The following is a 21,025-nucleotide window of genomic DNA, read 5'->3' as shown; positions in this document are numbered from 1 at the left end:
GGGTTCGTCTAGATCTTTCCGACCGTGACCGTCGCACGATGGTGCTTCGGCCGGTCGATCTCGTCGACCACGGCACGCGCCAGGTCGGCGTACGCGAACAGGGTGTCGCTCGTCGGTAGGACCTGGTTGTTCGTGCTGGTCCGGTAGGTGCCGGTCCCGTTCGTCGTGTCGTCGAGCAGGGTCGGCGGTGGCACGAGCAGAACCCAGTCGAGGGTTTCGCCGGCCGCGCGCAGCACGTCGATCTGTTGGGCGTGGCCCAGGGAGAACGCGCGGTGTTCGGCCGGGAAGTCGGTCGCGTCGTGGACTGGCCGGCCGGGCGCGGTTTCCAGGGTGGTGCCGATGCCGATCGCAACGAGGCGTGGCACGCCGGCCTGCGCCAGGCCTTTTGCGAGCGCGTTTGCCGCGTCGGGGAAGAACTCGGCGGCGGGCACGTCGAGCCGGGCGGCGGCGTGCACGGCGGCGTCGTGCCCCTCGCTCAGCTCGGCCACCCGGCGGGCGTCGGTCACGTCGCCGGCGATGGCGTGTTCGAGGTCGGGATGGCGCGCGGTCTCGCGGACGACGGCGGTGACGTGGTGACCGCGGCTGCGGGCTTCGGCGACGACGCGACGCCCGGCCCGCCCACCGGCACCGAACACGATGATGCTCTTCATGGCGCGGACGCTAGCCCCCGGTATGCCGGTTACCGCAACGAAACTGGCTACGGTTGCGGGTGTGACCCTCGATCCCGACCTCTTCAGCGACTGCCTACCCGGCCGCCCGCTGATCCGCATCGGTGACAAGTGGACGACGAAGATCATCGTGTGCCTGCGCGACGGCCCACGCCGCTTCGGCGAGCTGATCGTGCCGTTGCGCATCACGGCGAAGGTCCTCACGGAGTCGCTACGCGCGATGGAACGCGACGGCCTGATCACCCGCACCGCGTACGACACGAATCCGCCAAGAGTCGAGTACGCACTCACCCCGCTCGGCCGTACCCTGCTGGAACCGCTGGCCGCCATCTGCGCCTGGACAGCGGCCCACCAGCCGGCGGTGCTCGAGGCCCGCGCGACATGATCGTCGGCGTCGACCTCGGCGGCACGAAGATGCTCCTGGCGGCCCGCGGCCCGGACGGATCGCTCGTGCGCTCGATGCGGGTCCCGACCGGACCCTCAGCCTCTCCCGACCAGATCGAGGCGTACATCCGGGCGTTCGCGGGTGCGCTGCCGGAGGCGCCGTCGGCACTCGGCGTGGCGGTGCCCGGCCTGGTCGACGCGGATCGCGTCGAAATCTCGGACGTGCTGCCGCACCTGTCCGGCTGGCGGCCGCTCGACCTGCTCGGTGTGCCCCAGATTCTGGTCAACGACATCCGCGCCGCCCTCGCCCACACGAGCCGGACGCTGCCGACCAACGCCACAGCGGCGGTCGTCGTCGCCGGCACGGCGATCGGGATGGCCTGGATGGCGGACGGCCGCGTCGTCAACGGCGTCAGCGGCTGGGCGGGCGAGTTGGGCAGCATCCCGGTCCAGGCACCGGGCGGCGGCACGTGCCGACTCGACGAGGTAGCCGGCGGCGCCGCGATCCTGTCCGCGACCGGGCTGACACCGACGTACATCCACGCCGCCCTGCGCGCCGCCGATCCCCAGGTCGTCATGACGGTCCGCGTGGCCGGCGAGGCACTGGGCCGAGCCATCGCAACGGTCGTGAACCTGCTGAACCCGCAGTCGGTCCTGCTGGCAGGCGGCACGCTCGACTTCCCGGGCTACCTGCGGGCAGCGTTGACGACCGCCGAGGAGCACGCGCTGCCGCAACTCTGGCGGGCCTGCACCGTCCGACAGTCCGAGGACGGAGGCAACATCGTCGTGTTGGGCGCCTTGGACCTCGCCGAGCGGCTGTTGGCCGACGGGGCTGATCGCTCGGGCCGGAGCCCAGCCGGCCTGGCCTGACTGCCTGGCCAGAGGTGGTGGCCGAGGTGTGGTTGGTCTGGGTCGAGGGCGGGCCAGCCGGGACTGATCCGGGTGCGGTCGGTTCGGGTCGAAACGTGGCCGGCCAGGCCGATCGGCCAACGCGTGATCGACCCGGTTGGAGCCCGGCCAAGCCGACTGAACGGCCGGGTCGCGGCATCTGGCGGACGGCCTTCCGCAGCGGGCTCGCCGACGACCTGACGTAGTCGGACCCCGCCGACCCAGCGGCTTCCGCGTGGGTCCTGTTGGGGGCCGTACCGGACGGTTGGCGGCAACGTCCGCGCTGGCTCCGGAGCGACTTCGAGTCGGCGTCGCGGGCCTGCGGTCAGGTGAGTCGGGCATGGGTGAGGGCCGCTAGGCCGAGCGGGCGCAGCGAGTCGGTGCGGGACCACATCGAGGCCCGGACGGCGGCGCGGGCGTCCGGTTGGGCCAGCACCTGCCAGCCGTGCCGTGCCAGCAGGGCGGCCGCCTCCGTGGGCGACCAGGTGGAGCGCCACGGTTCGCCGCCGGCGGCCGCCACGGCGCTGACCTGCTCCGCGTAGAGGTTGCCGTCCGCATCCCGCAACGCCGGCGGGAGCATGTGGTCGAAGACCAGCTCCGAGCCTGGCGCCAGCGCCCTGGTGAGCCGGGCGACCATGTGGTCCACCTCGGTCGGCGACAGGTACATCACCACGCCGAGCCAGCTCACGAACGTCGGTCGGGAGCGGTCCAGGGCCGGCAGCGGCTCGCCGGCTGCCAGGTCGACCGGCGCGAACGTCACGTGGCGGGCGTCGACGCCCGCCGCCGACAGAGCCGCCCGTTTCGCGGACTGGCTATCCGGGTGGTCGAGCTCGACGACCGGCGTCCCGGTCAGGTCCAGCCGGTACGGAGAGCTGTCGAGGCCCGCGCCGAGGAGCACGTACCGCGACGGTCCACGATGGACGAAGACACCCAGGGCGGCCTCCGCGAACGCGCTGCGCAGCACCGTCTGTGCGCGGGCGCCGGCCAGGATCGGGTGGTCGCCATGCCGGCGGTGGTAATCGATCAGTTCGTCGGCCCGGTCGCCGAGCAACGGCTCGGCCAGGTGGTCGTCGAGGATCCGGGGTGCGCCGTCGACGAGGCGGTGGGCGGCGCGGGCGGCGGCTGCGAGAAGGGCGGTCTGCACGGAGCGAAGGCTAGCCACCAAGAATGGACATCGTACCACAAAAAGGAATTTGATTCAAGACCCGTCCGGGTCGGTGGGGGTCAGGAGAGCGGCCACCTCCGTGTGGCCGAAGAACCGGGCCCAGTCGCCCGGCGTCGCGCGGAAGCGGGCGTCGCGGACGGTCTGGTCGGCGCCGCGGGCCAGCAGGTCGCGGGCCAGCGCCACGTCGCCGGCCTCCGCGGCCGCGTGCAGCGCCGTCTGCCACGGGTCGTCGCTCGGTACGTCGTTGCGGCCCAGCGCGTCGATCGGCCAACCCGCGTCGAGCAGCAGGCCGACCGCGCCGGGGCGGCCATGGGTGGCGGCCCAGACCGCCAGGCCGGGCCGGTCGGCCCGCAGCGTCGCCACCAGCGCCGGGTCGGTCGCCGCGCAGGCCGCGCGGTCGGCGGCCAGGGCCGCTGCCACGTACGCGTCGGCCGGCGCGAGCTCCGGCGCCGGCACCCCCAGGGCGGCGACCACCTCCGGGTAGCCGGACGTCAGCGCCAGCACCGCCGGGGTCGGCCCGCCCTCGAACGGCGTGGTGACGTCGACGTGGTGTGCGGCGAGCAGCCGTACCCGTGCGGTCATGCCATGCGTCACCGCCCACTTCAGCTGGTAGCGCAGCAGGGCCGGGTCGCCCAGGCCGTACGCGAAAAGCAGTTCCAGGTGGCTGTCGTCCGCGGTGAACATCCGGTTGTAGAGGGCTTGGCCGTCGTCGGGGTCCGCGCCCGCGTCGAGCAGCACGCGGGCCAACGCCGTCGCGTGCGGGTGGGGTGGCTGGCCCCGCTCGCCGCCGCCGAACGCACCGGTCAGGGCCGTGAACGGCGGGTCAAGGCCGCGCCAGAGGAAGCGCGCGTTCGGGTCGGCGCCGGCGTCCAGCAGCAGCCTGGCGGTGGCCAGCACGGCCGCCTCGTCCAGCGCGGGGTCGTGCCGGGCGAAACAGAGATAGAGCAACGGCGGCCAGTCGTACGGGCCGCCCGCCCGGCTCGCGGCCGCCGGGTCGGCGTCGAGCAGCGCCCGCAGGGAGTCCACATCGGACGCGGCCGCCGCGACGTGCGGGTCGGTGCGCGCCAGGTCCGGCTGGTCGGCCAGGATCCGGGCAGCGGCCGCGGCGCGCTGGGGCGCCTGGTCGTCGACCTCGTCGTAGGAGAGGCAGGCCAGTCGGAGGTACGCGGCACCGGGCGGCTGCACCACCCCAACCTAGCCGGTCTAAGGTCGGGCGGGTGACCAGCACCGCGCTCGAGCTGGTGACCGGCGCGGAGATCGCGCGGGTCGCCGACCTGATCCGTCCGTACGTCCGGGAAACTCCCGTTCTGACCGTCGACCGGGCCGACTTCGGCCTGTCGCCCGGCCCGCTCGTCTTCAAGCTGGAGTACCTCCAGCACTCGGGCTCCTTCAAGGCCCGCGGCGCGTTCGCCAACCTGCTGCTGCGGCCGGTGCCGCCGGCCGGCGTCGTCGCGGCGTCCGGGGGCAACCACGGCGCCGCGGCGGCGTACGCGGCCCGCGCCCTGGGCGTTCCGGTCCACGTCTTCGTGCCGACCGTCTCGTCACCGGCCAAGATCGAACGGATCCGGCGATACGGGGCGGAGCTCGTCGTGGAGGGCGCCAGCTACAACGACGCGCTGGCGGCGAGCGAGCGCTTCCGGGCCACGTCGGGCGCGCTGCGGCTGCACGCGTTCGACGAGATCGAGACGATGCTCGGCACGGGGACGATCGCGGTCGAGGTCGCCCGTCAAGTGCCGGGCCCGACCACCCTGCTGGCCGCGGTCGGCGGTGGCGGACTGCTCGCGGGCCTGGTCGCCGGCCACCCCGGCCCGGTCTACGGGGTCGAGCCGACCGGCGCGCCGACGCTGCGGGCCGCCCTCGATGCCGGGTCGCCGGTGGACGCGCCGGTGGGCAGCGTGGCGATCGACTCGCTGGCGCCGTTGCGGATCGGCGTCAACACGTACCCGGTGATCGCCGCCGGGGTCCGCGACGTCCTGCTGGTCTCGGACGACGAGATCCGCGCGGCGCAGCGGGCCCTGTGGGAGACGCTGCGGGTGGTGGTCGAACCGGGAGGCGCGACGGCCTTCGCCGCCCTCCTCAGCGGCCGCTACTCACCGGCCCCCGACGAGGTCCCCGTCTTCGTCCTGAGCGGCGCCAACACGACCGCAGTCGATCTCTAAGGTTCGACGAACCTTACTCATTACCGCGAGCGTCGACCGCGTCCCGCGTTTATCTCTACGTTCGGTGAACCTTCGGGCGTCCGGCCGGTACTCATCACCATGAGCGTCAATCTGGTCCGCCGCCCGCTAGCGCACCTCCAGCGTCACGCCGTCGGGACGGGGTGGCAGGAGTTCGCCGATCACGGGATAGCCCGGCAGTTCGCCGGCGACCAAGAGGCCGCCCGAGGTCTGGGCGTCGGCGAGCAGGAGGAGGTCGTCTTCCGAGATCGAGCCTGGGTCGAGGTGGGGGCGCACCCAGTCGAGGTTGCGCTTCGAGCCGCCGCTGACATAGCCGGCGGCGAGCGCGTCGCGGGCGCCGGCCAGATACGGCACGGCGGCCGCGTCGACGCGGGCGGTGACGCGGCTGGCGCGCGCCATCTTGTGCAGGTGGCCGAGCAGCCCGAAGCCCGTCACGTCCGTGGCGCAGACGGCGCCGGCCTTCAACGCCGCCGCCGAGGCGTCGCGGTTGAGGGTGGTCATCGCCGTGACCGCCTCCGGGAAGACCTCGCCGGTCTGCTTGTGGCGGCTGTTGAGCACCCCGATGCCGAGGGGCTTGGTCAGGGTGAGCGGCATCCCGGCGGCGCCGCGGTCGTTGCGCAGCAGCTTCGCCGGGTCGGCGATGCCGGTGACCGCCATGCCATATTTCGGCTCAGGGTCGTCGACGCTGTGCCCGCCGGCGACGTGGCAGCCGGCCTCGCGGGCCACGTCGAGGCCGCCGGCCAGGGCCTGGGCCGCGAGCTCCATCGGCAGCACGTCGCGCGGCCAGCCGAGCAGGTTGACGGCCACGAGGGGGGTGCCGCCCATCGCGTACACATCGGATAGTGCGTTGGCCGCCGCGACGCGGCCCCAGTCGTAGGCGTCGTCCAGCACCGGCGTGAAGAAGTCGGCGGTGGCGACCACGGCGGTGTCGCCGTTGATCCGGACCACCGCCGCGTCGTCGCCGTCGTCGAGTCCGACCAGCAACTCGCCCGGGCCGTCCGGGGGAGTGCCGCCCACGAGGCCGGCGACGACGGACTCGAGCTCGCCTGGCGGGATCTTGCAGGCACAGCCACCGCCGTGCGCGTACTGGGTCAGCCGGTAGGTCATGCGTCAATCCTGCCCCGACGGTGGCAGAGTTGCGGGGTGCACGTCGTCGCCACGGCGGGTCACGTCGACCACGGCAAGTCGACGCTGGTCCGCGCGCTCACCGGGATGGAGCCCGACCGCTGGGCAGAGGAGCGGCGGCGGGGGATGACGATCGACCTCGGGTACGCGTGGACCGACCTGCCGTCCGGCGCCACGCTCGCGTTCGTCGACGTCCCCGGCCACGAACGGTTCGTGCCGAACATGCTGGCCGGCGTCGGACCCGTCCCGGCCGCCATGCTGGTGGTCGCGGCCGACGAGGGCTGGATGCCGCAGTCGGCCGAGCACCTCGCGGCCCTCGACGCTCTCGGTGTCACGCACGGCCTGCTCGTGGTCACCCGGGCCGACCTCGCCGACCCGGAGCCGGCGCGCCGGCAGGCCGCCGAGGAGCTGGCGAAGACGTCGCTGGGCGCGGTGGAGTCGGTCGCGGTCAGCGGTGCGACCGGTGCGGGCCTCGACGACCTGCGGGCCGCGCTCGACCGCCTGGCCGCCGCGCTGCCACCGGCTGACCCGGTCGCGCCCGTGCGGCTCTGGGTCGACCGCGCGTTCACCATCCAGGGCAGCGGCACGGTCGTCACGGGCACGCTCGGCGCCGGCACCCTGCGCGCCGGCGACACGCTGGCTCTGGGCGACCGGACGGTGCGGGTCAAGGGCCTGCACTCGCTGGGTCGCCCGGCCGACCAGGTCTCGGCGGTGGCGCGGGTGGCGGTCAACCTGCGCAACGTGCCGAAGGAAGCGGTCGGCCGCGGCGACGCGCTGCTCACCCCGGGCGCGTTCCGGCACACCGACCTGGTCGACGTGCGGGTACACGGCGACCCGGTAGCCGACCTGCCGGCCAGCCTGGTGCTCCACGTCGGTTCGGCGGCGGTGGCCGCCACCGTCCGCCCGCTGGGCAAGGACACGGCGCGCCTGCGCCTGGGCAGGCCACTGCCGCTCCGGATCGGCGACCGAGCCCTGCTCCGCGATCCGGGCCGCCACCACGTCGCGGGCGGCGTCACGGTGCTGGACCCGCTACCACCTGCGCTGCGCCGCAGGGGAGCGGCGGCGGCCCGGGGCATTGAACTGGCCACCATGGACGGTCGCCCGGACGCGGCCAGCGAGCTCCGCCGGCGCGGCCTCCTGACGGGCGCCGAACTACGCACCCTGGGCGTCCCCGTGCCGCCACCGCCCACGGCCGGCGAGCAGCGCCGCGACCCGGCTGCCGCGTCCGGGGTCGGCGGACGGCTTGGCGGGCCTGCGGTCGCGCGGGGTGGTGGTGGAGGGTTTGGCGGGCCTGCGGCTGCGCGGGGTGACGATAGCCGGGTTGCGGCGCCCGCGACCGCGCTGGGTGATGGCGACCGGCTCGCCGACCAGACGACCCCGTCCGAGGCGGACTCGACGCCCGGGCCGGTGGGACCGATCGCCGGTGACTGGTATGTCGACCCGGTGCTCTGGGAGCGGCTCGGTGGGCGCCTGGTCCAGGAGGTTGATCGCTACGCGGCGGCGCATCCGCTCGAAGCCGGCATGCCTCTCGACGCTCTTCGGCGGGTGCTCGCGCTGCCCGATCGGGCGCTGGTGGAGGCACTGGTCGTCGAGCCGTTGACCACGCGCGACGGCCGGGTCGGGCGGCCGCGTGGGCCCGGTCTGCCGGCGCCTATCCAGGGCGCGCTGGACCAGCTTGCCGCAGAGCTCGCGGACAGGCCGTTCCATGCACCGGACGCCAATCGGCTGCGGGCGGTCGGTCTTGGTCCGCGCGAGCTGGCCGTCGCCGTCCGGGCCGGAGCCCTGGTGAAGATCGCCGACGGTATCGTCCTGCCGCCGGAGTCGGTGGCGCGCGCTGTCGACGTGTTGCGCGGCATACCGCAGCCCTTCACGCTCAGCGCCGCCCGACAGGCCCTCGACACCACGCGTCGCGTCGCCGTACCCCTGCTGGAACTGCTCGACCGCCGAGGCGCGACCGTCCGTGACTCCGACGACCGCCGGTCAGTCGCCGGTGGTTCGTGAAGGTCCGCCGGCCGCGAAGGCCGGCGGACCTCTCCCCGGGGGTGGAGACGGATCAGAAGACGACCAGTGGGTCGCCGAAGAAGTCGGCGATGAAGTTGATGAAGAAGAAGCCGAAGAAGACCACGTTGATGCCCAGCAGGACGTAGTGCCACGGCCGGGGTCGGGCGGCCTTCGGTAGGCGGGCGTTGAGGTACATGAGCATGAACGGGTAGATCAGCGCCCCGAAGTTCGACATGTTCGCCGACCACTGGACCAGGTTGACCGGGACCGCCAGGTGCAGCACCACCCCGATCACGACCAGCAGCAGCAACATGAACGGGTAGTAGAAGCGGCGCGGGTCTCCTTCGAGCAGGCGGCGCAGCCTGGGGCTGGTGGCGTGCGCCGCGTCGGTGACCACCCGCACCATTCCCTCGAAGATGCCGAGCTGGGTCGAGAACAACACCAGCACGCCAAGGACCAGCGCCAGATAGAACATCCACCGCCCGTACTCCGCGTCCAGGGCCGACGCCACGAAGGTCGGGACCGACGCCGCCGTCGGCCGGTTTCCCGAGATCTCGACCGCGTGGGCCATCAGGATCGTCGGTAGCAGCATGCCGAGCATCGCGCCGACGAAGAAGATGCCCCACATGTCCGTGAGCAGCAGGCGGTACCAGCGCTTCCAGCGCGCCGTGTTGGCCGCGTCGTCGGGGAACGTGACGCCGCTGGCCAGCAGCTCCTTGCGGTCGCCGCGCAGGCCCGAGATGTAGCCCGTGCGGAAACCCATGCCGTAGCCCTTGTCGCGGTAGTGGCCCATCACGTACCAGTTGAGGCCGGAGGCCAACGCCGTGAAGCCGGCCAGGCCGCCGAGCTGGGTGGCCGTGATGCCCGCCGGCGGGGCCGCCGGCGTGAAGAAGCCGCGGATGCCTTCCCACCACAGCTCGAACGGCACCACGAACAGGTCGATCAGCACCAGGCCGACGAGGACCGAGCCGACCATGATCCAGTTGGCCAGTTCCAGCGCGCGACTGATTCGCTTGGCCGCCACCGTGATCAGGAAGACCAGCACCAGCAGGCCGATCGCCCACAGGCGCGGTTCCTCGGCGCCGGACGGCGGGATCGCGCCGTGCACGAGCGCGTAGACGCCCTGGCCCGCCGCAGCCGCCCAGCCGCCCGCGATGAACGCGAAGATGATCACGAAGACGGAGACCGGCACCCAGAGCTTGAAGCCGGGCGGCACCCGGCCCCAGCCGACCACCGGCGCCTCGCCGGTAGCCAGCACATAGCGCGAACACTCCACGTTGTAGAACGTCTGCAGCACGGCCGAGATGAGGATGACCCAGCCGACGCCGACGAAGCCGTACTGGCCCACCGCCTGCGGGCCGAGCAGCCACTCGCCGCTGCCGATCGAGATGCCGAGCGCGATCAGGCTCGGCCCCAACGCGTACTGGAACAGCTCTCGGGGCCCGATCCGACGGACCCCGAACACCTCCTCGGGATCGGGCAGGTCGGCGACGGCCAGCGGCGGCCGGCTCACGCCGAGCGGCCTCGTGTCGTCAGATGAGGGACGGACGTCGAACGCTTGGTCCATGGCGCCTCCTCGCGTGGGAGTGCCCCCGGGCAGAGATCCATAGTCGTATATGAATGGCGGTCAAGGCAACAGGCGCGACAGGCGTCGTGCGGGCGTAAGGTCAGGGGGATGGACGGGCGTGAACTGGTCGAGCGGCTCCGCCGGGTGGTCGGCGATCGTTGGCTGCTGCTCGACGAACATGATCTGCGCACGTACGAGTCCGACGGCCTCCTGCAATACCAGCAGGTCCCGCGCCTGGCGGTGCTGCCCGGCACCGCCGAGGAGGTGCGCGCCTGCGTCGAGATCTGCGCACAAGAAAAGGTCCCCTGGGTCGCTCGCGGCGCCGGCTCCGGCCTGTCCGGAGGCGCGCTGCCGGTCAAGGACGGCGTGCTGATCGTGCTGTCCCGGCTCACCCGCATCCTCGAGATCGACCTCGACAACGGCCGCGTCTGCGTCGAGCCGGGCGTCACCAACGCGGCCGTCTCCGCCGCCGTCGGTCCGGACTTCTTCTACCCGCCCGACCCGTCCAGCCAGATCGTCTGCACGATCGGCGGCAACGTCGCGGAGAACTCGGGCGGCGCGCACTGCTTCAAGTACGGCTTCACCACCAACTACGTGACCGGGCTCGAGGTGGTGCTGCCCGACGGCGAGCTGGTCACCATCGGGGGCAAGGAGCTCGACCCGCCCGGGTACGACCTGCTCGGCGCGTTCGTCGGCTCCGAGGGCACGCTCGGGGTGGCCACGAAGATCTGGCTGCGGGTGGTGCCGGTGCCGGAGGCGACCCGTACCCTCGTCGCGTTCTTCGACTCGACCCGGCAGGCGGGGGAGGCGGTCTCGGCGATCGTCCAGGCCGGCATCGTGCCCGGTGCGATCGAGATGATGGACGCCACCACGATCAAGGCGACCGAGGCGATGGCCCACGCCGGCTACCCGGTGGGCCGGGGCGCGGCGCTGCTGGTCGAGCTCGACGGCGCCGAGGCCGAGTGCGACGCCCAGTTCGCGGAGGTCACCACCATCTGCGCGGCACAGGGCTCGGATGACGTGCGCGTCAGCCGCGACGAGGCCGAACGCCAGCTGTTCTGGAAGACCCGCAAGGCAGCCTTCCCCGCGATGGGCCGGATCTCGCCCAACTACTTCGTGCAGGACGGCGTCGTGCCCCGCACCACCCTGCCCGACGTGCTGGTCCGGATCGACGAGCTGGCCGCGGAGTACGGGCTGACCGTGGCCAACGTCTTCCACGCCGGCGACGGCAACCTGCACCCGCTGGTCTGCTTCGACGCCGCCGTGGAAGGGCAGGCCGCCCAGGCGGAGGAGCTGGCCGGACGGATCCTCGACGTGTGCCTGGAGGCCGGCGGCTCGATCACTGGCGAGCACGGCGTCGGCGTCGACAAGCGCAAGCACATGGCCAAGATGTTCGGCGAGGACGACCTGGCCGCGTTCCAACGCCTGCGCTGCGCCTTCGACCCGGACGGCCGGGCCAACCCCGGCAAGGTGATGCCGACACCCCGGCTCTGCGGCGAGGTCCCCGGCGTGTACCGGCAGCATCCTCTCGAAGCGGCCGGAATCGCGGAGCGATTCTGAGATGGCACAGCCTGGAGGTCCGGTGCCCGCGAAGCGGGCCATGACGACGCCTAACAGCATCGAGGAAGCCGCGGCCACGATCAAAGAGCTTTCGAGCCAAGGCGCCACGATACGCCCGGCCGGCCAGGACAGTCGCAAGGATTGGGGTGGCGACGACGCCGCCGGCACCGTGACCGTCCACACCGGAGGGTTGAACCGGATCGTCGCCCACAACCCCGGCGACTTCACCGCGATCGTCCAGGCCGGCGTGCCACTGGCCGACCTGCAACGCCACCTGGGCCGGGAGGGCCAGTGGCTGGCGCTAGACCCGCCCGACCGCGGCGGCACGGTCGGCGGCCTCGTGGCCACCGCCGACTCGGGCCCGGCCCGGCACCGCTACGGCGGCGTCCGCGACCTGGTCATCGGCATCACCGTGGTGCTCTCCGACGGCTCGGTCGCCCGCTCCGGCGGCACGGTCATCAAGAACGTCGCCGGGTACGACCTGGGCAAGCTGTTCGCCGGCTCGTACGGCACGCTCGGCCTCGTCACCCAGGTCGCCCTCCGCCTGCACCCGCTGCCGGCCCGCACCGCCACCCTGGTCGCCGGCACGGAAGACCCGGCCGTGCTCACCCGAGCCGTGCTCGCGATGTCCCGCCACCCCCTGGAGGCGATGTCCCTCGACGTCTCCTGGCGCAAAGACGCCGGTCGCCTCCTCGTCCGGTTCGGCGGCGTCACCGCGCCCGAACGGGCCGCCCACGCCGCGAAGCACCTGGCGGACAACGCCGTGGACACCGACGTCGTGCTCGACGACGAGTCGATCTGGGCCGCCCAGCGCGCCGCCCAACGCGGCGCCGCCGTGGTCAAGGTGTCCGCGCTCCCGACCGACCTTCCCGCGGTCATCGCCGCGGCCGGCGCCGCCACCGTCGTCTCCCGGGCAGCCCTCGGCGTCTCCTGGCTGTCCTTCCCGGAGAGCGACGACCTCGCCGACCGGGTCGAGGCCACCCGCGAAGCCCTAAGCCCCCACCAGGCCGCGGTGCTCGACGGCGCCCGCCTGGTCGATGCGCCCTGGCCCGAGCCGGACCCGGGCACGCTGGCCCTGATGCGCCGGGTGAAGGCCCGCTTCGACCCGACCGGCACGTTCCGCCCCGGCACGTACGTGGGAGGCATCTGATGACCGACACCGCGTGGGACGGGCGCCGGCCGCCGGACCCGGAGCTCATCAAGGACTGCGTCCACTGTGGCTTCTGCCTGCCCACCTGCCCGAGCTACGCGGTGTTCGAGAACGAGATGGACTCGCCGCGCGGCCGGATCCTGCTGATGCGGGTGGGCCACGAGGACCCGCTGTCATCGTCCATGGTGGAGCACTTCGACCGCTGCCTGGGCTGCATGGCCTGCGTCACCGCGTGCCCGTCCGGCGTCCAGTACGACCGGCTGATCGAGCAGGTCCGCCCGCAGGTCGAGCGCAGCCCACTGCGCTCGCGCAAAGAGCGGCTCCACCGAAAGGCCATCTTCGCCCTGTTCACCCACCCCGGCCGGCTGCGCGCCATGGTGCCGGCGATCGCCGCCCAGGGCCGGCTGGGGCTCGCGCGGATGTTCGGTGACCGCGCCCTGCGTACCCGGATCGGCGCGCTGTTGTCCCTCGCCCCCAAGGTGCCGGTCCGGGCCGCGACCCAGCGCCTCGCCATGGTCACACCGGCGGACACGGGCGTCGAGCAGCGCGGCCGGGTCGCGTTCATGCAGGGCTGCGTCCAGCGCGTGCTGTACGGCGACGTCAACGCGGCCACCGTGCGCGTGCTGGCCGCCGAGGGCTGGGAGGTGCACGCGCCCCGCAAGCCGCGCTGCTGCGGCGCCCTCCAGCTCCACTCGGGCCTCGAACCCGAGTCGCTCGCGCTGGCCCGGCAGACGATCGCCGCGTACGAGGGCTTCGACGCCATCGCCGTCAACGTCGCCGGCTGCGGCTCGGCGATGAAGGACTACGGGCACCTGCTGGCCGACGACCCCGCGTGGGCCGCGCGGGCGACAGCGTTCTCGGCCAAGGTGCGGGACGTGCACGAGCTGCTCGACGCCCACCCGGCCCAGGCCGCCCGGCATCCGGTGACGCTGAAGCTGGCGTACCACGACGCCTGTCACCTGGCGCACGCCCAGGGCGTGCGGATCCCGCCGCGGGCGCTGCTGCGCGGGATCCCGGGGATCACCCTGGTCGAGCCCAAGGAGTGGGAGCTGTGCTGCGGCTCGGCCGGCATCTACAACCTGCTCCAGCCCGACGCGGCGGCGAAGCTCGGCAAGCGCAAGGCCGACAACCTGGCCGCCACCGGCGCCGACGCGATCGCGGCCGCCAACCCCGGCTGTGCGTTGCAGATCACCGCCCACCTGGGCCGCGACCGGGCCGTTCCGATCTACCATCCGATGACCCTGTTGGACGCATCCATCCGAGGAGTCGCGCCATGACGCTGCGCGCCGTCGACCACCCCGACCTGAGCGAGCGCGGCCGCGCCGAAATCCTCTCCGCCGAGGCGGTCGACTTCCTCGGCGCGCTGCACGACCGCTTCGACGCCCGCCGCCGCGAGCTGGTCAACGCCCGCCGGGACCGGGCCGCGCCGGCCGACTTCCTGCCGGAGACCGCCGACGTGCGCGGCGGCGACTGGCGGGTCGTGCCGCCGCGGCCGGACTACGCCGACCGCCGGGTCGAGATCACCGGCCCGACGGACCGCAAGCTGGTCATCAACGCGCTGAACTCGGGCGCCAAGGGCTTCATGGCCGACTTCGAGGACGCCAACAGCCCGACCTGGAGCAACCAGGTCGAGGGGCAGGCCAACCTGATGGACGCGGTACGCGGGACGATCACCTACGACTCGTCCGACGGCCGGCACTACGCGCTGCGCGAGCAGGTCGCGACCCTGTTGGTGCGGCCGCGCGGCTGGCACCTGCCGGAGAAGCACCTGGTGGCCGACAACGGCACCACCGCGTCCGGCTCGCTGGTCGACTTCGGGCTCTTCGCGTTCCACAACGCGCAGGCGCTACTCGACCGGGGCAAGGCGCCCTACCTCTACCTGCCGAAGATGGAGCACCACCTCGAGGCCCGGCTGTGGAACGAGGTGTTCGGCTTCACCCAGGAGGCGCTCGGCCTGCCGCACGGCACCTTCCGCGCCACCGTGCTGATCGAGACGTTGCCGGCCGCGTTCCAGATGGAGGAGATCCTCTTCGAGCTGCGCGACCACTCGTACGGGCTGAACGCGGGCCGCTGGGACTACATCTTCTCGATGATCAAGTCCTATCGCGACAACCCGGCGTTCGTCCTGCCCGACCGCCTCTCGGTGACGATGACGGCGCCGTTCATGCGCGCGTACACGGAGCTGCTCGTGGCCACCTGCCACCGGCGCGGAGCGTTCGCGATGGGCGGCATGGCGGCGCTGATCCCGTCGCGCACCGACGCGGCGGCCAACGAGCGCGCGATCGACGCGGTGCGGGCCGACAAGCGGCGCGAGGCGGGCGCCGGGTTCGACGGCACCTGGGTCGCCCACCCCGACCTCGTGCCGGTCGCGACCGTGGAGTTCGACGCCGTGCTGGGGGAGCGCGCGAACCAGATCGACCGGCAGCGCGACGACGTCGCGACCAAGGCCGCCGACCTGCTCGACGCGGCCGCGACACCGGGCGCGATCACCGAGGCCGGGCTGCGCAACGACGTCAACGTCGGCTTCCGCTACATCTCGTTCTGGCTGTCGGGTCGCGGCGCGGCCGGCATCAACAACATGATGGAGGACGCGGCCACCGCCGAGATCGCCCGCAGCCAGCTCTGGCAGTGGATCCGGCACGGCGTCACCCTCGACGACGGCCGGCAGGTCACCCGGGAGCTGGTCGCCCAGGTGCTCGACGAGGAGATGGCGACGATCCGGGCCGAGGTCGGCGACGACGTCTGGCACAAGGGCCGCCCCGACGAGACCAGGGCCGTCTTCACCGCGGTGACGCTCGGCGACACGATGCCCGAGTTCCTCACGACCGACGCATACGAGATTCTCTAGGGTTTGCCGGGTCGCACAGACCGGGTATCAGGCCACACCCGCGCAACGCGGGAACAGTGGACCTGGGAGGAACTGTGCGCACCACGGGAATCGGTGGGTTGATCGTCGTGATCTGGCTGATCATCGGCGCGATCGCGGCAGGACAGCGCGGCTACTTCAGCAACGAGGACACGAACTGCGCCGAGGCCGGCAACACCATCGTGACGATCGTCGCGGGCCCGCTCAACTACTTCGGCATCAACCCGAAGCTCGACTGCGCCCTTCCGCAGCCGTCGAAGTAGCGGCCGGCTCGGCCCAGCGGATCGCCGGACGCGTCCAGTCCGCGCCGACCGTGACGCCGCGCAGGTAGGTGTCGACCAGGTGGGCCTCGTCGCAGAGGCGCACCGGGTCGACCTGGCCCGACGACCGTCTGCGGTCGTACAGCCGGCCCAGCACCAGCACGTCGAGCTCGTCGGCGGGTACGGCCCGGCTGCACCGGCAGATGTACCGCCGGAGACCTCGGATCGTCTCGGCGGTCATGTCGGCGCCACAGGTGCCGCAGTGGACAAGGCCATTGCAGAGCCCGCGGGCGACCGCGGGCTCCTGCGCGTTTTCGGTTCCCATTGGTCACCAGGTTATTCACCGGGTGTTCACCGTCACAGTGGGACGCCGCACCCATGCCACTCCGGCGGCCGATCGCGTCCGCACGGCCCATGGCGTACGCCGATCAAACGATCCCGATCGGGTGCCTGACCAGGCGCAACTTGCAGATTGCCAATGCCGTGCGCGACTTGCTCAGGGGTTGCCGCCCGCCGGCGGTTCGCTCGGTGGATCGGAGGCCGGCGGTGACGTCGGCTGCGTGGTCGGCGGGTCTTCGGTCGGCTCGTCGTCCGGTGGTGCGGTGGCCGTCGCGGTCGGCTTGGTGGTCGCCGGAGGGTTGTTGTTCTTCGGCGAGTTGGTGTTGCGCGGCTTCGTCGGCTCGACGTCCGACGGCTTGCTGGTCACCGTCGGGTCCACGAAGGTCGGGTCGACGGACTGCTCGGCCGGCTGCGTCGGCGTCGGGCTGCCGTCCTTCTTGTTGTCGCCCATGTTGGCCAGCGCGACCGCCATGACCACCGCGGCGACCCCGATCACCGCCGTCGCGATGATGCCGGCCCGGTGGGTGGCGCTCAGGCGCTTGCGCCGGCCGGGCGGCAGCCCGCCGGGGCCGCCCGGCGCGGTGCCGATGCCCGTCCGGCTGCCGGTCGTGCGGGGATCGCTGCCGGCGAACGTGTCGCCGGTTCCTCGGCCCACTCCCGCCGATCCCGGCGCGTACCCCGGGCGGGGTCGGGTCGTGGCCGGCCCGCCGGCGAGCAGCGCCGTCGCGCCCGCCCGGGTCAGCGCGACCGCGGTGTCGGAGGTCCGGGTCCCCATCGCGGCCTCGGCGATCTGGGCCATGGCCGAGGCGTTCTTGAACCGGTCCTCGGGGTCCTTGGCCATCGCGGTCGCGATCACCGTGCGCACCGCCTGCGGCACCTCGTCCGGCAGTGGCGGCGGTTCCTCGTCGAGATGGGACAGCGCGATGGTCAGCGCGTTGTCGCCCATGAAGGGCGGGTGCCCGGACAGGCAGTGGTACGCGACCGCGCCGAGCGCGTAGATGTCGGTGGCCGGGGTGATCGGCCGCTTGGCGACCTGCTCGGGTGCCATGTAGAGCGCGGTGCCGACGAGCTCGTTGACCCCGGTCAGCTCGGCCGCCTCGGCCGACCGCGCGACACCGAAGTCGACCAGCACGACCTGGCCGTCCGGGCGGACGATCAGGTTGCCGGGCTTGACGTCGCGGTGCACGACACCGGCGTCGTGCGCGGCCTGCAGGGCGTGCGCGGTCTGCGCCACGATGGCCATCGTCTCGGCGGGGCTGAGCCGCTCGACCGTCTTGATCCGCTGCGCCAGGGACTCACCATCGACGAAGCCCATGACCAGGTAGACGACGGTCTTGCCGTCGGGGTCGGTGTCCTCGCCGAAGTCGTAGACGTCGACCACACCGGGATGGCGGAGGGTGGCCATGGTGCGTGCCTCGCCGCGGAACCGGGCGCTGAAGCCGGGGTCGCCGACGGCACGGGGGTGCAGCACCTTGACGGCGACGGTGCGGCCGAGAACCTCGTCGCGGGCACGCCAGACCTCACCCATGCCGCCGCTGGCGATGGGCTCGTCCAGCCGGTAGCGCCCGCCAAGCGCGTCTCCGGGATTGAGCATCATGCCTCCGTACCCCGTGTTGCGAGGTGTTACGCCCCGCCAGGGCAAGCCTGTGCCCTCCCCCCGCGCAACCTTAGCGGCCCGGGGCGACTCGACGCGGGGCGCGGGGGTCCGTCCGAACGGACAGCGTTACCCGACCGGGCGGTGTCACGATCGATGTCCGATCCGTGACTGCCGTCACCTCCGCGCCCGACTAGCGTCGGTCCGTCCACAGGCGAAGGCGGTGTCCGGTGAGTGCGATCTTCGGTGAGACCCTGCGGTTCCAGCAGCGCGACGGCGACGATGTCGCGCTGGTCGTGCTGGGTGACGAGATGTACGCGCGGTACGAGACCCCGGAGGGCTACACCGCCGTCTACGACCACGAGGCAGGCGCCTACTGCTACGCCGACCTCGACTCGGGCAGCTTCGCCTCGACCGGCCGGCGGGTGGACGCCGGGCCGCCGCCGAGCGGCGTCCAGCGGCACCTGCACGAGGCCACGGCCGTTCGTAACGGTCGGGTAAAGGCTCGCCACGAGGCCATGGTGCCGCCGGGGGAGGTGGCCGGCGGTCGCGAGAAGTTCCTGACGTTCGGCCCGAGCGGCGGGCTGCTGCCCGGGCGGCGGCTCAGTTCCGGCACGGTGACCGGTCTGACCATTCTGGTGGACTTTCCGGACACCCCGGCCGCGGTGGGCATGGCGGAGGTCGACGGCCTGCTCAACGGGTCCGGCTACACCGGTGGCGGCAACGCGGGCTCGGTGCGCGGCTACTTCCAGACCATGTCGACCGGCCGGCTCGACTTCGGCAACGTGGTGGTTGGTCCGTACCGGATGAGCCGTCCCCGGCTCGCCTACGCGAACACCGAGGGGCTGCTGGTCCCGGAGGCGATCCAGCTCGCCGTCGACGCCGGGGTCGACCTGTCCCGCTTCGACTCGTGCGACGAGGGCATCGTCGACTCGCTGTGCATCATGTACGCGGGCCAGACGGAATACAAAGGCGACCTGTGGCCGCACAACTTCGTGCACCGCAAGGAATACAACGGCGTGCGCACCGAGCTCTACATCGTCACGAGCGCCGGGCGGCGGGCCGAGGACCTGAGCATCGGCACGTTCTGCCACGAGGCGGGGCACATGCTCTGCCGCTTCCCGGACCTCTACGACTACGGGCTCGCCGAGCGCGAGGGTGACGACTTCAAGAGCGCGGGCGTCGGCATGTACTGCGTGATGGGCGCCGGCAACCACCTCGACCGCGGCAAGACGCCGGCGCCGATCAGCGCTTACCTGCGGCACCTGGTCGGCTGGACGGGCACCGAGGTCGACCTCAACGCGGGCGGCCGGTTCGAGGCCAAGCAGGGCGACTACGACACCGTGCTGCGCTACCGGACCGACCTCGAGAACGAGTACTTCCTGGTGGAGAACCGCTCGCGGGCCGGCTTCGACACGCACCTGCCGTCCAGCGGGCTGGCCGTCTACCACTGCGACATCCGGGGCTCCAACGAGTTCCAGCAGGGCACCCGCGAGCAGCACTACCAGTGCGCGGTGCTCCAGGCCGACGGCCACCTCGACCTGGAGGCCAACGCCAACCAGGGCGACGGCGGCGACCTGTTCGGCCGGGTCGAGGGCACGGCGGTCTCGCACTCCACCAGGCCGGCGACCCGCCGCTGGGACGGCACCGAGTCGGGCCTGACCATCTCCGACGTGAGCGCGCCCGGCGAGGTGATCTCGTTCCTGGTCGGCGAGGTCGGTGACGCCGGCGCCACGGTGGTGGGCAAGTCCGAGCCGCGGGTGGCCATCCCCGACGGCGACGCCAACGGGGTCGCCGACACGATCACGTTCGACTCGCCGGGCACCGTGCGGTCGATGACCTTCGAGGCCGACGTCACCCACCCGTTCGCGGGCGACCTGCGGATCGTGCTGCTGTCGCCGACCGGGCGCCGGGCGGTGCTGCACGACCGGGTGCGCACCGGGCGCAACCTGCACGTGGAGCTCGACAGCGAGCCACCGTCGGCGCTGGCCCCGATGGTCGGGCAGCCGGTCGCCGGGCCATGGTTGCTCCGCGTGACCGACTTTTCACAGGACGATGCCGGCACGCTCGACCGCTGGCGGATCGAGATCACCGTAGGTACGTAAGTTCGTCCATATTTGCCAGGAAGTTCATAGCCGGTCCTCATGTTTCCCCCAGCGAGATAACGCAGAGTGCTCCAGGTCCCCTACTGGCTTGGAGAGAAACTCATGCGACGACCGAAGAAGATCGCGCTGGTCGGTGCCGGTGCTGCCGGCCTGCTGGCGGTCGGGATCAGCGTCCCGGCCTTCGCGGCGACCAATGACAGCCCGTCACCGGCGCCGTCCACGTCTTCGTCGGCCCCGGCTCACAAGGACTCGGGCAAGGACTGGCAGGACAAGGCGAAGAAGGCGCAGGCCGACCGGCAGGAGAAGCTGGCCGCGGCCCTGGCCAAGGAGCTCGGCATCGATCAGAAGAAGGTGTCGGACGCCCTGACCAAGGTGCAGAAGGACCTCGCCGCCGACGCCAAGTCGGACCGCGCCGACCAGCTGAAGGATCGGCTCGCGAAGGCGGTCAAGGACGGCAAGCTGACCCAGGCCCAGGCCGACGCGATCATCGCTGCCGCCGAGAAGGGCGTCTTCCCCGGCGGCGGTGCCGGCGGCTGGGGCGGTGGCTGGCACGGCTTCCGCGGTGGCCCGGGCGGTCACGAATCGAAGTAAGCCTCAGGTAGCACCCCTACCCTTGGACGCCGAACCCGCGCGCGACCTGTGCCAACCCCCCGACACTGGTCTGCGTGCGGGTTCGGTGGTTCGTGGCGGTGGTCGCGGTGCTGGTCATCGCGAACTATCTCGACAACACCGCGCTCCGCTGGGCGTACCGTGGATCTCGGTGGTCTGGGTCCTGGTGCTGCTCCTGCTGGCCCGGGCGGCCGGGCTGGCTGTCGCTGATCTAGGTTTGGCCCGCTCGACGTGGCGGCGTGGTCTGGGGCCTGGTCGCGCGGTCGCGTGGGCCGGCATGGGCAACTGGAGTTTCGTCCGTTTTGTTCGGGCTGTGGCATGTGTTGCCCTCGCTGGGACTCGGCCGGAACAACCAGATCGTCGGTTCGGTGTACGGAACGGCCGCCGGTCTCGCTCTGACCGCCTCGGCGGTGCTCGCCACCGTGCTCGCCGGAGTCGTGCTCGCGCTGCTGCGCCGGCGCTCCGGGAGCCTGCTCGCGCCGATCGGCCTGCACTGGGCCACGAACGCGCTGGGCTACCTCGCCGGCGCCGCGATCTGGGCTGTTTCCGGTTAATTCTGTTTCACAT

20 protein-coding genes are annotated in these 21,025 nt (G+C 72.3%); 13 read left to right on the top strand and 7 right to left on the bottom strand.

The genetic code is table 11. The features are described 5' to 3' along the window. Nucleotides 1–8: 8 nt before the first annotated feature. Nucleotides 9–650, bottom strand: a complete 642-nt coding sequence (locus CHC05_RS25475) for an NAD(P)-dependent oxidoreductase (protein ID WP_179266359.1) — start codon at nt 648–650, stop codon at nt 9–11. Between the two features lie 61 nt (nt 651–711). Here CHC05_RS25475 and CHC05_RS25470 point away from each other — a divergent pair, with 61 nt between their 5' ends. Both CHC05_RS25470 and CHC05_RS25465 read left to right on the top strand, forming a co-directional pair. After that, nucleotides 712–1,053: a winged helix-turn-helix transcriptional regulator gene (locus CHC05_RS25470; protein ID WP_245871213.1), complete on the top strand. Its 342-nt coding sequence runs from the start codon at nt 712–714 to the stop codon at nt 1,051–1,053. Next, nucleotides 1,050–1,922, top strand: a complete 873-nt coding sequence (locus tag CHC05_RS25465) for an ROK family protein (protein WP_089253087.1) — start codon at nt 1,050–1,052, stop codon at nt 1,920–1,922. Before CHC05_RS25470 ends, CHC05_RS25465 begins: the two co-directional genes overlap by 4 nt. Nucleotides 1,923–2,265: 343 nt before the next feature. On the opposite strand, the gene CHC05_RS25460 is transcribed toward CHC05_RS25465, so the two are convergent. Then, a complete protein-coding gene (locus tag CHC05_RS25460; RefSeq protein WP_089253086.1) occupies nt 2,266–3,084 on the bottom strand; it encodes a class I SAM-dependent methyltransferase in 819 nt (272 codons plus the stop codon). A gap of 54 nt (nt 3,085–3,138) precedes the next feature. Beyond that, complete coding sequence (locus tag CHC05_RS25455; RefSeq protein ID WP_144022763.1) at nt 3,139–4,290, bottom strand: ankyrin repeat domain-containing protein; 1,152 nt, start codon at nt 4,288–4,290, stop codon at nt 3,139–3,141. 32 nt (nt 4,291–4,322) lie between these two features. On the opposite strand from CHC05_RS25455, the gene CHC05_RS25450 reads away from it, so the two are divergent. After that, entirely contained in the window at nt 4,323–5,264 is a 942-nt protein-coding gene (locus CHC05_RS25450; RefSeq protein WP_089253084.1) for a serine/threonine dehydratase, read from the top strand. A 126-nt stretch (nt 5,265–5,390) separates the two neighbouring features. Here the strand turns inward: CHC05_RS25450 and selD are convergent, their stop codons facing one another. Next, entirely contained in the window at nt 5,391–6,389 is a 999-nt protein-coding gene (selD, locus tag CHC05_RS25445; protein WP_089253083.1) for a selenide, water dikinase SelD, read from the bottom strand. Nucleotides 6,390–6,425: 36 nt separating this feature from the next. Here selD and selB point away from each other — a divergent pair, with 36 nt between their 5' ends. Then, nucleotides 6,426–8,408: a selenocysteine-specific translation elongation factor gene (selB, locus tag CHC05_RS42140; RefSeq protein ID WP_218824675.1), complete on the top strand. Its 1,983-nt coding sequence runs from the start codon at nt 6,426–6,428 to the stop codon at nt 8,406–8,408. A gap of 52 nt (nt 8,409–8,460) precedes the next feature. Here selB and CHC05_RS25435 read toward each other — a convergent pair whose 3' ends face one another. Continuing rightward, nucleotides 8,461–9,975, bottom strand: coding sequence for an Nramp family divalent metal transporter (locus CHC05_RS25435; protein ID WP_089253082.1), 1,515 nt, complete (start codon nt 9,973–9,975; stop codon nt 8,461–8,463). A gap of 108 nt (nt 9,976–10,083) precedes the next feature. On the opposite strand from CHC05_RS25435, the gene CHC05_RS25430 reads away from it, so the two are divergent. The 5 genes from CHC05_RS25430 (at nt 10,084) to CHC05_RS25410 (ending at nt 15,814) form a co-directional block, all read left to right on the top strand. Next, nucleotides 10,084–11,535: an FAD-linked oxidase C-terminal domain-containing protein gene (locus tag CHC05_RS25430; protein WP_089253081.1), complete on the top strand. Its 1,452-nt coding sequence runs from the start codon at nt 10,084–10,086 to the stop codon at nt 11,533–11,535. A 40-nt stretch (nt 11,536–11,575) separates the two neighbouring features. Next, the gene (locus tag CHC05_RS25425) at nt 11,576–12,685 is read left to right on the top strand and encodes an FAD-binding oxidoreductase (protein WP_179266358.1); all 1,110 of its coding nucleotides are present in this window, start codon (nt 11,576–11,578) and stop codon (nt 12,683–12,685) included. Beyond that, nucleotides 12,685–13,962: a (Fe-S)-binding protein gene (locus CHC05_RS25420; RefSeq protein ID WP_089253079.1), complete on the top strand. Its 1,278-nt coding sequence runs from the start codon at nt 12,685–12,687 to the stop codon at nt 13,960–13,962. The genes CHC05_RS25425 and CHC05_RS25420 overlap by 1 nt, the downstream gene beginning before the upstream one ends. Then, entirely contained in the window at nt 13,959–15,533 is a 1,575-nt protein-coding gene (gene aceB, locus CHC05_RS25415) for a malate synthase A (RefSeq protein ID WP_089253078.1), read from the top strand. Before CHC05_RS25420 ends, aceB begins: the two co-directional genes overlap by 4 nt. 74 nt (nt 15,534–15,607) lie before the next feature. Next, nucleotides 15,608–15,814, top strand: a complete 207-nt coding sequence (locus CHC05_RS25410; protein WP_089253077.1) for a hypothetical protein — start codon at nt 15,608–15,610, stop codon at nt 15,812–15,814. Here the strand turns inward: CHC05_RS25410 and CHC05_RS25405 are convergent. Both CHC05_RS25405 and CHC05_RS25400 read right to left on the bottom strand, forming a co-directional pair. Next, complete coding sequence (locus tag CHC05_RS25405) at nt 15,771–16,136, bottom strand: recombinase zinc ribbon domain-containing protein (protein WP_089253076.1); 366 nt, start codon at nt 16,134–16,136, stop codon at nt 15,771–15,773. The two genes, CHC05_RS25410 and CHC05_RS25405, sit on opposite strands and share 44 nt — an antisense overlap. A 171-nt stretch (nt 16,137–16,307) precedes the next feature. Next, nucleotides 16,308–17,744, bottom strand: a complete 1,437-nt coding sequence (locus CHC05_RS25400; RefSeq protein WP_089253186.1) for a serine/threonine-protein kinase — start codon at nt 17,742–17,744, stop codon at nt 16,308–16,310. Between the two features lie 230 nt (nt 17,745–17,974). On the opposite strand from CHC05_RS25400, the gene CHC05_RS25395 reads away from it, so the two are divergent. The 4 genes from CHC05_RS25395 (at nt 17,975) to CHC05_RS25385 (ending at nt 21,012) form a co-directional block, all read left to right on the top strand. Then, nucleotides 17,975–19,849, top strand: a complete 1,875-nt coding sequence (locus CHC05_RS25395) for a M6 family metalloprotease domain-containing protein (protein WP_089253075.1) — start codon at nt 17,975–17,977, stop codon at nt 19,847–19,849. Nucleotides 19,850–19,951: 102 nt separating this feature from the next. Then, nucleotides 19,952–20,440, top strand: coding sequence for a hypothetical protein (locus CHC05_RS25390; RefSeq protein ID WP_089253074.1), 489 nt, complete (start codon nt 19,952–19,954; stop codon nt 20,438–20,440). 74 nt (nt 20,441–20,514) lie between these two features. Next, nucleotides 20,515–20,673, top strand: coding sequence for a hypothetical protein (locus CHC05_RS41640; protein WP_179266357.1), 159 nt, complete (start codon nt 20,515–20,517; stop codon nt 20,671–20,673). 24 nt (nt 20,674–20,697) lie between these two features. Then, nucleotides 20,698–21,012: a CPBP family intramembrane glutamic endopeptidase gene (locus CHC05_RS25385; RefSeq protein WP_089253073.1), complete on the top strand. Its 315-nt coding sequence runs from the start codon at nt 20,698–20,700 to the stop codon at nt 21,010–21,012. Nucleotides 21,013–21,025 lie beyond the last annotated feature (13 nt).

The sequence above is a fragment of the Asanoa hainanensis genome (genome assembly GCF_900188485.1).
Classification (GTDB): Bacteria; Actinomycetota; Actinomycetes; order Mycobacteriales; family Micromonosporaceae; genus Asanoa; species Asanoa hainanensis.
The sequence above is the reverse complement of the archived record's forward strand: the minus strand, read 5'-3'. Positions and strand labels throughout refer to the sequence as shown.

Coding starts and splice junctions, on each gene's coding strand:
- CHC05_RS25475 (WP_179266359.1), bottom strand. CDS start 650: ATGAAGAGCATCATCGTGTTCGGTGCCGGTGGGCGGGCCGGGCGTCGC.
- CHC05_RS25425 (WP_179266358.1), top strand. CDS start 11,576: ATGACGACGCCTAACAGCATCGAGGAAGCCGCGGCCACGATCAAAGAG.
- CHC05_RS25400 (WP_089253186.1), bottom strand. CDS start 17,744: ATGCTCAATCCCGGAGACGCGCTTGGCGGGCGCTACCGGCTGGACGAG.
- aceB (WP_089253078.1), top strand. CDS start 13,959: ATGACGCTGCGCGCCGTCGACCACCCCGACCTGAGCGAGCGCGGCCGC.
- CHC05_RS25435 (WP_089253082.1), bottom strand. CDS start 9,975: ATGGACCAAGCGTTCGACGTCCGTCCCTCATCTGACGACACGAGGCCG.
- CHC05_RS25430 (WP_089253081.1), top strand. CDS start 10,084: ATGGACGGGCGTGAACTGGTCGAGCGGCTCCGCCGGGTGGTCGGCGAT.
- CHC05_RS25465 (WP_089253087.1), top strand. CDS start 1,050: ATGATCGTCGGCGTCGACCTCGGCGGCACGAAGATGCTCCTGGCGGCC.
- CHC05_RS25405 (WP_089253076.1), bottom strand. CDS start 16,136: ATGGGAACCGAAAACGCGCAGGAGCCCGCGGTCGCCCGCGGGCTCTGC.
- selD (WP_089253083.1), bottom strand. CDS start 6,389: ATGACCTACCGGCTGACCCAGTACGCGCACGGCGGTGGCTGTGCCTGC.
- CHC05_RS25390 (WP_089253074.1), top strand. CDS start 19,952: ATGCGACGACCGAAGAAGATCGCGCTGGTCGGTGCCGGTGCTGCCGGC.
- CHC05_RS25420 (WP_089253079.1), top strand. CDS start 12,685: ATGACCGACACCGCGTGGGACGGGCGCCGGCCGCCGGACCCGGAGCTC.